13 protein-coding genes are annotated in these 12,086 nt (G+C 61.9%); all 13 read right to left on the minus strand.

Going from position 1 to position 12,086, the window contains the following annotated elements:
* Positions 1-21: 21 nt before the first annotated feature.
* The 13 genes from ACNR9O_RS08940 to ACNR9O_RS09000 all read right to left on the minus strand — a co-directional run bounded on the left by ACNR9O_RS08940 (position 22) and on the right by ACNR9O_RS09000 (position 12,058).
* Positions 22-768, minus strand: a complete 747-nt coding sequence (locus ACNR9O_RS08940; RefSeq protein ID WP_473681405.1) for an SDR family oxidoreductase — start codon at positions 766-768, stop codon at positions 22-24.
* Positions 769-973: 205 nt separating this feature from the next.
* The gene (locus tag ACNR9O_RS08945) at positions 974-1,717 is read right to left on the minus strand and encodes an HvfC/BufC family peptide modification chaperone (protein WP_473681404.1); all 744 of its coding nucleotides are present in this window, start codon (positions 1,715-1,717) and stop codon (positions 974-976) included.
* On the minus strand, positions 1,714-2,559 hold the full coding sequence (gene bufB / locus ACNR9O_RS08950; RefSeq protein ID WP_473681403.1) for an MNIO family bufferin maturase: 846 nt from the start codon (positions 2,557-2,559) through the stop codon (positions 1,714-1,716). The genes ACNR9O_RS08945 and bufB overlap by 4 nt, the downstream gene beginning before the upstream one ends.
* Before the next feature lie 57 nt (positions 2,560-2,616).
* Positions 2,617-2,883, minus strand: a complete 267-nt coding sequence (gene bufA2 / locus ACNR9O_RS08955) for a BufA2 family periplasmic bufferin-type metallophore (protein WP_473681401.1) — start codon at positions 2,881-2,883, stop codon at positions 2,617-2,619.
* A 41-nt stretch (positions 2,884-2,924) separates the two neighbouring features.
* Entirely contained in the window at positions 2,925-3,683 is a 759-nt protein-coding gene (locus tag ACNR9O_RS08960) for an alpha/beta fold hydrolase (RefSeq protein ID WP_473681399.1), read from the minus strand.
* 42 nt (positions 3,684-3,725) lie between these two features.
* On the minus strand, positions 3,726-4,196 hold the full coding sequence (locus ACNR9O_RS08965; RefSeq protein WP_473681397.1) for a DoxX family protein: 471 nt from the start codon (positions 4,194-4,196) through the stop codon (positions 3,726-3,728).
* Positions 4,193-4,465: a BufA1 family periplasmic bufferin-type metallophore gene (locus ACNR9O_RS08970; protein ID WP_473681395.1), complete on the minus strand. Its 273-nt coding sequence runs from the start codon at positions 4,463-4,465 to the stop codon at positions 4,193-4,195. Before ACNR9O_RS08970 ends, ACNR9O_RS08965 begins: the two co-directional genes overlap by 4 nt.
* Before the next feature lie 221 nt (positions 4,466-4,686).
* A complete protein-coding gene (locus tag ACNR9O_RS08975) occupies positions 4,687-5,187 on the minus strand; it encodes a RidA family protein (RefSeq protein WP_473700767.1) in 501 nt (166 codons plus the stop codon).
* Between the two features lie 90 nt (positions 5,188-5,277).
* Positions 5,278-6,054, minus strand: a complete 777-nt coding sequence (locus ACNR9O_RS08980) for an alpha/beta fold hydrolase (RefSeq protein ID WP_473681392.1) — start codon at positions 6,052-6,054, stop codon at positions 5,278-5,280.
* Between the two features lie 481 nt (positions 6,055-6,535).
* A complete protein-coding gene (locus ACNR9O_RS08985) occupies positions 6,536-8,383 on the minus strand; it encodes a P-loop NTPase fold protein (RefSeq protein WP_473681390.1) in 1,848 nt (615 codons plus the stop codon).
* A gap of 122 nt (positions 8,384-8,505) precedes the next feature.
* A complete protein-coding gene (locus ACNR9O_RS08990) occupies positions 8,506-9,807 on the minus strand; it encodes a hypothetical protein (protein ID WP_473681388.1) in 1,302 nt (433 codons plus the stop codon).
* A gap of 2 nt (positions 9,808-9,809) precedes the next feature.
* Positions 9,810-10,799 carry a hypothetical protein gene (locus ACNR9O_RS08995; RefSeq protein WP_473681386.1) on the minus strand — a complete coding sequence of 330 codons (990 nt, stop codon included), beginning with the start codon at positions 10,797-10,799 and terminating at the stop codon, positions 9,810-9,812.
* Positions 10,800-10,978: 179 nt separating this feature from the next.
* A complete protein-coding gene (locus ACNR9O_RS09000; RefSeq protein ID WP_473681384.1) occupies positions 10,979-12,058 on the minus strand; it encodes a site-specific integrase in 1,080 nt (359 codons plus the stop codon).
* Between the last annotated feature and the right edge of the window lie 28 nt (positions 12,059-12,086).

The following is a 12,086-nucleotide window of genomic DNA, read 5'->3' on the forward strand; positions in this document are numbered from 1 at the left end:
GGGTGAGGACAAGGCGGCGGTTTACAGTGCAAAACCGCCGTCGAGGGTGATCGTGGCGCCGGTCATCGGCCCGCTGGCGCCGGATGCGAGGTAGGCCACCAGTGCGGCGGTCTCGTGGGGTTTGCCGATCCAGCCGAGCGGGGCGCGGCCGTCCGACAGCGAGGCGTAGGTCGTAGCGAGGTTAGTGTCGGCCGGGCCGGACTGGATGTGATTGATCGCGATGCGCCGGCCGGCGAGATCGAGCGCCAGCCCCTTGACCAGCGAAGCGATCGCCGCGTGCAGCATCGCCATGACGGCGGCATTCGCGCCGCTCCATTCCATGGCGCCGCCGCACACGGTGACGATGCGGCCGCCGTCGCGCAGATGCGCGACCGTGCCGTGGATGGCGTCGTACACGCCGCGCACGTCCAGGCCCAACTGCAATTCGAGATCGCCCAGCGTCAGTGGCGTACCGGGCGGCAGGCATAGCGGATCGACATGCACGACCACGACGTCAAGCACGCCGAGATGCGCGACGGCGCGTTCGATCGCCTGGCGGATCCGGCCGGCGTGCCGGCCTTCCACGTCGATCGGGATGATGGCGCGGTGCCGCGTATCGGCACTCGCGGCCTCGCGCATCGTCGGGCGGCCGATGCCGGCGACCACCACGCGAAAATCATCGTCAGCGAGGCGGTGGCCAATCGTGGCCCCGGCGGCGTTCGCATCGCCGAGCACAAGGGCTGCGCGGCGCTCCGCGGTACACGCAGTTTCGTTCGCTGTACGGTTCATGGCGTGCTCTTCGCGAGAAGGGAGCGGCGGCGTGCCGTCATGCACCGGTCCGCGGCAGTGAGATATGGCGTGTGATGGATGCCAGGGGCACCGCAGGGATCCGCCCTGGGGGGAGGGGAAGGCGGGAGTCGTCCCTGCGGTGCGCCCGGCATGGACCGTGCAACAGTTGCGGTTCGCATGGCGTGGCGGCGGCGCATGTGCCGCATCAGCTGGCGCAGCGCACGATGCGCGCATCCAGCCAGTCGGCAAGCAGTTCGCCGGCGCGCCGCACGCCGGCTTCCTCGCCGTAGTGCTCCACCAGCGCATCGCACATGCCGGCGAAGCGGTTGTCATCGTGCAGCAGTTGCAGCGCGGCGTACTCGATCGCATCCAGCTGCTTCAGGCGGCATGTCAGATCTTTGCGCCAGGTAATCAGGCCGCCGGGTGCGGGGAGCATCGCGGCCTCCGGCAACGGCTCGCCGCCGAACCAGGCCTGCCATAGCGCCGCAGCATTGGTCGTGGCACGGCACTGCCGCAGGCTCGGCGCCAGCTGCAATCGCATGGCGTCCCAGTCGCGCGCGTTCAGTGTGTGTAGCGACGCGCCGGCGCTCATATCGCTGGCTACGAAAGACTCGGCCAGTGACCATTCGATCCAGGCCAGCTCGTGCGCATCCGGGTTATGCGGGTGCAGCGCCTGCAAAGTCGCCTGGAAATCCGCGCCGTAGGCGTCGAGGGTCCATCCGTGTGGCGGATGATGGTCGATATGATGGATGGCCGCCTGCAAGAAGGTGTCGGTGCCAAGCCAGTCGCGCAACATCGGGTAGCTGGTCTCCAGGCAGCCCAGCAACTGCACGCGATAGTTGTTGCGGTACACCTCGAAGCCCGGCCCCTGAGACGTATCCGGGATCTGCGCGGCGTCAGGCTCGCTCAGCCAGGCGCGCATGCGGTGTTGCAGGGCGAGCAGGCTCATGCGGCCTCCGTGGCGCGACGGCGCGGACGGGCCATGTCGCGAGCGATGTCCAGTTCCCGCAACAAGCTGGCCAGCGGAGGGATGTCGCCGTCGCGCTCGATCATGGTGGCGACCGGCCCCAGCAGAGACATCGCGTCGAGATAGAGCGCCCACACGTCGCCGCATACGGGCTGGTCATGAGTGTCGATCAGCAGTTTGTCGGTGCGCGTGTGGCCCGCGAGATGGATCTGGCGGACGCGCTCGGCGGGAAGTCCGCGCAGATAGGTGCCCGCATCCCAGCCGATGTTGCGCGAGCTGACGTAGACGTTATTGATGTCCAGCAGCAGGCCGCAGCCGGTGCGGCGAGTCATCTGGGTCAGGAATTCCCATTCGGCCATGTCCTGCTCGTCGTGGCGCAGGTAGACGGACGGGTTCTCGAAAAGCATCGCGCGCCCCAGCGCTTCCTGCGCCATGTCGATGTGGCGGCAGACGATGTCCAGTGCTTCGCCGGTGTAAGGCAGCGGCAGCAGGTCATGCGAATGGAAGCGGCCGATGCGCGACCAGCTCAGGTGGTCGGATACGAACAGTGGCTCGATCTCGTTCGCCAGCGCGCGCAAGCGGCGCAGGTAGTCGTGGTCCAGGCCGTCGGCCGAGCCAATCGACATGGACACGCCGTGCAGCGCAACCGGATGGCGTTCGCGCACCTGGCGCAGCACGTGACGCGGCTGTCCGCCGTCGACCATGAAGTTCTCCGAGATGACTTCCACGAAATCGACGGGCACGTGCGTGTCGAGGAAGTCCCGGTAGTGTTCCTTGCGCAGGCCCAGGCCGAAGCCGGCGAATGTCGTGGGAGGCGCGAACATGGCAATGCTCCGGACGATGGAGATGGCGGGCCCCATCTGGCGGGGCCCGCGGCGGGATCACTTCGGCTCGGTCAGGGTGCCGCCTTCCTTGAGGCAGGCGCTCTTGGCCTTGACCAGCACGCCTTCGCCCTTGCAGGTGTTGAGACCCTTGCAATCGTGCTTGGCCGTGGCGCACAGGCTGGTGCCTTTGCAGGTGTTGATGCCGTAGCAGCGGACCAGTTCCTCCTTGCTGGCGGAGGCGTCTTCGGCGTGGACCGGTGCGGTCGAGGCGATGGCCAGCGCGACGAGCGCGGCGGCGGATGCGAGGCTGGTGCGAGTCTTCATGGGAGGCTCCTGGTAGTGTCCGCGCGGGACGGTGGGTGAAATCAATGCACGCCGGTGGCGGCTTCCTCGATCACCTTCGCGACCGCTTCGGGTTGCGAGATGTAGGCGACGTGGCTCGCCTTGACCTCGGTGACTTTCGAGTGGGCGCGCTGGTACATCCAGCGCTGCAGGTCGGGACTGAGCGCGCGGTCTTCGGTGCTGACCACCGCCCAGGTCGGCTTATGGCGCCACGCGGCCACGGCCGCGGTGGCATTGAATGCGGCCGTGGCCGCCGGCACTTGCGATACCGCCATGAAGTCGGCGCGCGCCGCGTTGAGGTCGCCGGCGAAGTCGGCGTCGAACTTGGCCGGGTCGAAGTACAGGTGGCCGTCGTTGGTCGGCACTACGTCGTTGCTCGGCGCCGGCATGGAGCCGAGCAGCTGGGCCAGGCTCTCGCCGACATCCGGCTGCACCGCCGAGACGTAGACCAGCGCCTTCACCTTGTCGCGGTTGCCGGCCTGGGTGATGACGGCGCCGCCGTAGCTGTGCCCGACCAGCACGACCGGGCCCGGCTGCTGCCGGATCAATTCGCGAGCCTGCTCGACGTCGTCCGCGAGCGTTTCGATTCGCGGTTGCGCCACGACGACGCGATAACCCTTATGGGCAAGAATGTCGTGCACGACGCGCCAGCCCGAGCCATCCACGAATGCGCCAGGGATGATCACGATGTTCTTGATGCCGGGTGCGGGCGTAGCACCTTCGGCGGTGGCGATGCCAGCGAATGCGATCAACGCGACGGCGGTACTCAGCAAGGTGCGCATGAAAGTTCCTTTGATCGAAGAAAACAGTGGAGAACGAGCCGCTCAGCGGCGACGCAGCAGCCAGTCGAGCGACCATCGGCCGCCACCGCGCGCCGCCAGTGGCAGCAGCAGTCCTGCCCAGCCCAGATGCGTGGGCCACGCGTCGGGATAGACGAACACTTCGATGACCGTCGTCATGGCCAGCAGCGCGAGCGCGGCCGGGCGCGTGCCAAGGCCGAGCACCAGCAGCAGCGGCCCCAGATGCTCCGCGCCGGTGGCCAGCCGCGCCGCCCACTCGGGCGGGATGAGCGGCAAGGCGTATTCGTTGGCGAACAGTTCGTAGGTCGAGGGCTTGATGGTGAGGAATCCTTCGACCTTGGTCCGTCCGGACTGGAAGAAGATCGCCGCGATGCCCAGACGCGCGACCAGCAAAAGCAGCGCATCCGGAATCGCCTCCAGCCAGCGCGACACGGCGAGCGGCCCGAATGCCGGCTGCTCCTCGCGGGGCAGCGCGAACAGCTCGTCGCCGATCACGATTTCGCCTCGAGCGTGCCGTAGCCCTTGGGCGTCCTCAGCTTGGTGCAGGTGCCCTTTTCGACCAGCACCCAGGCATTGCCCTGGTAGTCGGCTTTAGCGGTACCCGCGCAGGTGGTGCCGGGCCCGGCGGCGCAATCGTTCTTGCCTGCGAGGGCGACGCCGTAGCACTTCTCCATCGGCTTCTTGGCGGCATCGGCCGGCGGTGCGGCATGGGCGGCCATGCTGAGCGCGAGTGCGGCGGCCATGGTGGCGTACGAATATTTCATGAAGGCTCCTTGAACCTGGGTGGAAGCGGGGCGCCGCGGGGCGCAGACACAGATTGCGCAGCGATACGCGGACAGGCCAGTTATGCGCTGTTAGTTGCCGCCAGTTCCTCGAAGGATCGAGCGAGAATTGCGCACCCCGGAAACGAACAAAGCGACAGGACGTTGGTCCTGTCGCTTCGGACGGCCGAGGCGCATGCGCCTCGGTATCGATGCGCGCCGGGTCAGGGGCGCGCGGCGGTCACTTCGATCTCAAGCAAGTAGCCGGGATTGCTGAGCCCGGCTACCTGGAAGGTCGAACGCGCTGGCAGATTCGGCTGCGCGGCGGTGCCGAAGAACTCCTTGTAGCCAGCGGTGAAGCCCGCGTAATCCATGCGCCCGCCGTGCGCACTGTCGCCGACCAGAAAGACCTGCATCTTCACGACGTCGGCCATGCTCAGGTGCACGGCTTGCAGTTGTTCTTCGATCGCGCGGAGGATGCCGATGGTCTGAGTTCGCGTGTCGCCGTAGGCGGCGAGGGAATCCTTCGGTGCCGTCGGATCGATCACCGGCGGAATGGTGCCGCTGACGTAGACGATGGCGGTGCCTGCGGGCACCTCGACACTGGCGGCAATGGGGAAGTGACTGTCGGGAAACGGGTGACGCACGATCGTTTTCGCGTTGGCACCGATGGAAAGGCCGAGCAGGCCGGCAGCAAGAATCCATGGGTTTGGCTTTCGCAGCATGAGATGTCTCCAGAATGCGCGGCCCGACCAGGCGTCCACGGCGGGCACCTGGCCGGGCATTGTTCGCGCCGGATGTCGTGGGATGGGCGGTTACTTGCCGCTTGCGGCGTCTTCGATCATCCGCGCGACGACGTTCGGGTGGGACACCATCACGACGTGCGAGCCGCCCTTGATCACTTCGCGCTCCTTTGCGTGTGCACGCTCGGCCATATAGGCCAGCGCGGCAGGCGGGATGTTCTTGTCCTTGTCGCCATACACGAACCACGACGGGATGGTCTTCCAGATCGCCGCGCCGGACTTTTCGTTCAATGCCAGCTCCGTGATCGGGCGCTGGCCGGCCGCCATCAGTGCGGCTTCGCCCGGCGCCACATCGGCCGCGAACTGATCGCGGAAGCGCTCTTGCTGGATATAAAGGTCGCGATTGCCGTCGGCCAGGCTTACCGGCGCCGCCAGCGCGGAACCCAGCGTGCTGCCCGGAAACTTGCCGGCCAGGTCGGCTGCCGATTCACCCACTTCCGGTGCGAAGGCGCTCACATACACCAGAGCCGTGACGTTGGCGTGCCCGGTCGCCGCACTGGAGATGATCATGCCGCCGTAGGAATGTCCGACGAGCACGACCGACGAAGCAATACTGGAGAGGATGTCAGAGACGTACTGCGTATCGCCCCGAACGCTGCGCAACGGATTGGCGGCGGCGACCACGTGATAGCCATCGCGCTCGAGAATGCGCACCACGCCGTCCCAGCTGGACGAGTCGGCGAAGGCGCCATGCACAAGCACGATTGTGGGCTTGGAGGTCTGGGCGGCGGCGGTAGCGCCGAACAGCGCGACCGCGGCAAGTCCGAGGGCGGCGAATAGTTTTTTCATGGGGAGTTCCTAGGCGTAGTAAATGGGTGAGGTGGACGATGGAGGACAGGCGACAAATCAGGCGCAGCCGCTCCACCCGCCAGTGGCCGGCGGGTGTCGTGGCCAGGTGCTGGTATGCGCCGTCCAGGCGCGGGACCTGGGCCGCGTGCGGTCCAGCAAGCCGGCGCAGCCCGAGGGGCGCCGCGAGGAGGTTGGCAGGGTCTACGAAGGGGGCGCCAGTTATCTACCGTTAGCTCGCGCTAGCTCATGGCTGTGGCGCCACCCAGTTCGCTCGCACGAGATGCAATCTCTCGACTGAACCGTGCCGGGCGCGTTGATTAGCCCGTGTTATCGGGGGTGCGCAGACGAGCCGCCGCACCGACCAATTTTGGCCCATGATGCCGGATCCATGGGCAGACCTATGCCCCAGGGGTTCCATGCGTCATGACGCAAGCGCGTGCTGTTGCGGTGTTGCTGCCTTGCAGAAATTAGTCGAGCCACGCTAAACAAGCTTATTGCGACCCTGTCCACCGGTTGAAGGCTTGACCTTCGGGCGCGTAGTTGCCGATGCGCCACGGGGCGGTGGGGCGAGGCGGCTCACGAATTGGCTGAGTTTGTCGGCCAGCTCTAACCACTCTGCATCATCAAGCGAGAGGGGCGCCGAGCTCGGTGTTCGCGTGGTTATGATCTTTTTTAAGGACCTGGCGAAGGGTAGCTCACCCAAGGCAAAGTCTTGCAGGTTCGAAATACTCAGGCGCTGGAGATAGAACTTAGTCAACCGGCTCACGCTAGAGCGCCCAGCTTTTTGCATGCGAGCGTATATGTCTTCAGGCACGGCATGAACGAAAGGCGTGCGAAACGCCTCAACGACAGGACCCTCAATGCCGTCGATAAGCACTTCTTGGGCTTTGGCACTTTCTTTTTTGACGCGCTCGTCATCCATGCGTCGCTCTAAAGCCTTGACGGCAGCCAGTACGGCCTTCTGATTCTTGCTGTATTGCTCATCTGGCCAAACGTACAGCGACGAAGGATCACCTTGTGTCGGGTCAAAGTCTCGAACGACCCTGATGAAATGGTTCCGCCAAAACGCTGGCGTACGCTTGATAAGCCGTTTGTGGGCAAAATGATCCAGCGCCACGTACGACTGCCAGATCTCGTGCACGCCATCAAATGTACAATCCATCGCCTTCTGCTCCAGTGCCGCAACACTGGTGCGGAAGTCTTCTTCTGTCATGGTCCGGTACTTGCCGAGTCGCTCTAGCGGGGTGCCCTCAGCCTGTTTGACTTGGGCGAAAACCTGAAAGTCATCGGCGATCTGGTCAGCGTCGAAGCCGTCCGCCACGACAAAGTCCGCAAATGCCCGTGATCCATGCCAACCATAAGCATCGCTTTCAAAGCCTAGGTTTGACACGAGCTCACTGAGAGGCTCAGGGGCTATCGCACTATCATCCTCACTCCCGCGAGCCGTCTTCTTTCGATCGGCGCGCTCCATCATAACCATGGTTCCGATGTCGCCATGGAGAAAGATGTCCCTGATTAGGGGCTCGTTGGTCGCATCCCTTGTTACAGCCATGACATGGAAAGTCACAGCTGAAAGCAAGTTGGCGGGGGATGCATCCTGATTTCTAGGCCACTCCATGTCGGCCATGATTACGTTCATTTCTTCGACAATGCCGCGGAGAGTTCGGAGGTTCTTAAGTTGCTTTTCTCTAAAGAAGGCAACGGCATAATCTTTGATGCCTAGGAGCGCGTTGCGCGTGCCTAGATGCTCCAGACCCTGGACCGTGTCAACGTAAAATGCCTCGATGTCCGGTTTTACCTCGACCGTTAACGAGATAATTTTTTCCTTGTAGTCCCCATAGCCTGTCAGGTCCTGGATAGCGCGCACTTCGTCGGATATCAGTACAACGTGGAGTTTGGCGGCGTCCAGCAATGACACGATGAAGCCAAACAACACTTTGAAGTCGCCATGGAACCGCTCCAGGTCGTCGATGCACACAACTGTTTTGCCGGGGCGCACATCCGCTTTGAGCTTGATGTCCTTGGGGTCAACCTTGACCATTCGAAGGATCGCCTTGCCGACCACGGCACCGGTTTCCCGCAAGGTATCCGTCCCTAAATCTTTCACTGAGGCCAAAAACAAAGCATCTTCTAGCTCTTCAAGCGTGGATAGACCGGCCACCGAAAACGTGATGTCCCTCTTCTTGAGATCTTGGAGATGTTTCTCTTTGAACGAGCCCCAGAAAAAGGATTTTCCAGCTCCCCAAGGCCCCCGCAGCAGAATCGCAGAATTGGGTGCAGCGGCCCTCAAGTACTGCGTAACCTTCTGCTGAGCGCCTTTGTTAATCATGTCGCCTCCCATTGCCGAATCGGACCACTCGAAGCTGCGCTTGAGTGTGACTCAAGCGATGCCTAAGAGTTTGCATGGGTTCGCACGACGTCTTCGCTTTCGGTTGCGTCGTTCATTTCCTCTCAGGGAAAGCTTGCGATCGCCCAAACCACAACTATCAACATGAAAAAGCTCAGCCAGCCCCCAATGCGTGCAATGGTCCGATAGGCGTCCGCAGCTTTTCTGGCGGGATCCTCGACGAGAGATTCGTAACTGTCAGCCGCTATGAAACCATAGGTTCGCGGCTTCCACTGCTCACGAATTTCCTCTTGCAGCTTGAGGAATCGATTGCCCGACCACACAATGGCGATCACGTAAGCAACGGAAATGACTGAGATTGCCCCGACGATGCGCCCATCTGCATGAGCGCCAATTTTTGCCGCAATCATGCCGATACCTAGCGAAAGCGTTGTGGCAACCGCCGCAACAAGTTGCCTTGTTCCGTCGGAGACTTTCGTCGCCTCATCGAGAACACTTTTTCGTAGGTCCGTAAGCATCTTTAACGTATCGCTGCTGAGCTTGGACATGCCGAGTTGATATGCGAGGCGGGCACCATCGAGTGCGGCCGATAGCGCCGTGGCGTCAAGTGCAATCGTTCCGTCTGCCGCGGCAAATCTTGCGATCTCCGCCGTCAACAACGGATGCCGCATTTCAGTCTCCTGCGATGCTTCATAGACCCATTGCGCGCACGCCTGTACGGCAAGGAAAAAGTCCCCGTCATCGCCCAGTGCACACGCGGAAATGGGAAGGGATCCGCGAGGCGGACCTTTGAAAATTACCGACTTAGGAATTGACTGAATTTCGTCGCCGAGTGCTAGTAGGCATTGCTCTTGCGCCAAGGTAGCCCAACGAACAAACGCAGGCTCAAGCCCAAGCCATACTGGGGTACGCATAAGCCATGGACCAACCGACTGCGGCACGATGCGTTTATCGCCGAACTCCCGAACAAATGATCGAGGACTCTTCAACGATATAGGCTCACCAGCAGCCGAGGTGGCCGCCCCCCAAGGAATGAAGGCCACCTCCAAAGATTCGAATCGACGATCAAGCCCGGCAATACAAATGGTTCGGCGCGCTCCAGTATCAAAAAGCAACGCGTCCATAGCAACGATGGTGAGCAAGTGCCCGGTCGTTATATCAGCGGGCTTATCTAAGATGATGCGATAAGGAGCTTGCACATCATCTACGTCGTTTAACGCGATGTCCCGGGATGCCTCATCCATAATGGCGCAGGCAAGACCAGCAGTCGCCGCGGCCTCCGCGACCGCGCGCGTGAGGCCGGGTGAAAGTCGAGACAGAATGACCGTGTCCCAGGTTTCACGGACGAGGCAATCTCCGCGCTCATGAGCATCGTTCACCAGAACAGCAAGTTGATCAACTGCCATCGCTACCCCACCTTCGTGATGGTTTCCTTCACAGCCCCATCCGTTTCGATGGTAATCACCTCACCACCGTTGTCCTTCTTCTTGCGATTGACGAGCGCTTCGCCAGAACGTTGGCTGTATTTGATGACAACACCTTCTTCGGTCTCGAGCTTTACTGATTTTGGACTCGTCAGAGCAGCAGGATCTGGCTTAAAGGCGATGCCGTGCAACCTTGCAGATTCAAACTTGCGGTCGATCGATCGCTCAATTGACGAGTGAACCTTTTCGTCCTCGGGTTGCCCGGGTACACCAAGAAGAATTTCGCCCATTGCGTCCACGTCGATCGCCTGGCGCAAGCGAAGCGCTCCTTCGACTTCGGTCATGGCAATGGCGACAGAACGATCGCCCAAATGGGTCTTAAATTCGTGCAAAACCCGTCTAGCGACGTCTAGAACCGCCGTCGTCAACTGTGCGTCACTTCGCTCTCGTACGACGCCAAGGAATCTGTAGAAGTAGTCGCTCAGCTCAGGCGCCGCCTTCATACGATCTCTGGCGGCAACATCCGAAATGACCACGCCATCCTTGATCCTTATTAAGCAGATTTTTTGGACCGCCTTTTTCTCAGTAACGAAAGCCTGAATGATCTTTCGTAGCGAGCTTTTTCCATTGACGTCGTGCCGCTCTACTGCCTCGCTATAGTCATACTTGATAAGACAAAAGAAGCGCGAACCATCGTCAGCGTCTAGATCAATGACAAAGAATGCGCCTTCCTTGCTCGTAGCGACGTGAGCCTTGGCAAAGTCATGCGCGAGCTTTTGTGCGCCAATCTCAAAGGTGAGGTCACCGGCGACAATTTGCTCAACCACTAACTTGACGTCACTGAGCTCCGCGAAGGAAAAAATCGCATCAGCGTCGTTCTCAACAATTCGCTCGAGGAAGAACTCCTCGTGCGCAATCTCTTCGAGCTCGGGTTCTGGCACAAATTCTTCTGTGCCAACAACATGGAGGCTCATGGCCCTGATGCGCAACGCGTCCGTACCTTGCTCTAAAAAACCCATTGTCCTTCCCCCTGAATCTTCCTTCCGCCTAACCGTCCCGCTAGACAGGCACCCCGCAATGTAATACAGCCAGTTCTCAAGGCGTGAGCATGCTGGCGCCGACTGCAGAATGGGCTGCCCAACACCGAGCTGCCCTATTTAAGTAACCGTGCTGCGGGATTGTCCTCCGCGGCACCAGATTGAAAATAGCCGATCACGCTGGCCACCGAGCGATGCTCGGTCATGGCCATCACCGCCGGCAGCGGCACGCCTTGCCGCCCCGCCTCGGTCACGAAGCCCGAGCGCAGACTGTGCGCCCCAAAGTTTCCTTCCAGTCCGGCCATGGAGGCCCGCCGCTTGACGATCGTCGCCACCGAACCAGGCAACAGGGCAGGGCCAACCCTGTCCCGCCAGATACGGCGAAAGATCGCGCCTTCCCGAATCCCCGCCGCCTCGAGCCAGGCCGAGAGCGCCTGGGCGCTACGCCCTAGTATCGGCTTGTCCGGCGTCGAATCCACTTTGACCCCAGTCTGCTGTGTCTTCGAAAACTCCAAACGGTAAATGTAGGCCTCGTCGCCCGTCTTGCGCAGGTCGCGCAGGTCGGCCGCCGCGATTTCGCTGCGTCGACGCCCGCCGCTGGCGAACCCGAAGCAGAGCAGGGCGCGATCACGCAGGCCTTCCAGCGAGTCGTCGCAGGTAGCCAGCATGCCTTCGAGCTCGGACCGGGTGATGGCGGTCTTCTTGGTCGGCCGCTCACCGCGTTTCACTGCCGAACGCCGGGCTCGACTCAGTAACGTGCGCACGCTGGCCAGTTCACACGGGTTGGTCAGTCGCTTGAGCTTGTGGGCGGTCGACAACACCGCGACGCGCTGGGTAACCGTCGAGAGCTTCAATGGCCCAAGCTTGGCCTTGAGCCCCGCGGCCACCAATGCCTGGTCGGCCGCCGCCGGCAGCTCGGTGACCAAGCCCGCTTTGTTTTTTCGCTGAATGTGATCGACCAGAAACTGGATCACCACAGCCTCGGCAACCGGCAGTGTCAACTCGATGCCAAACCGAGCTTGATGCCAACCAGCCCAGTAGCGCAGGGCGGCAGCGTAGCTGCGTGTGGTGTTGGCGGCCGCGGCCTCAGCCAGCAGTTCGCGCACGGCGTTGGCGGCTTGCTGGGCCAGCTGTTCCGGTAACACCAGGCTGGAAGCAGGGGCTGCGAGGTCGGTTGAAGTGCTTTTATGCTTCATAATATGTAATGTATATTACGAAATAGGG

The organism is Dyella sp. CR10 (assembly GCF_055814425.1).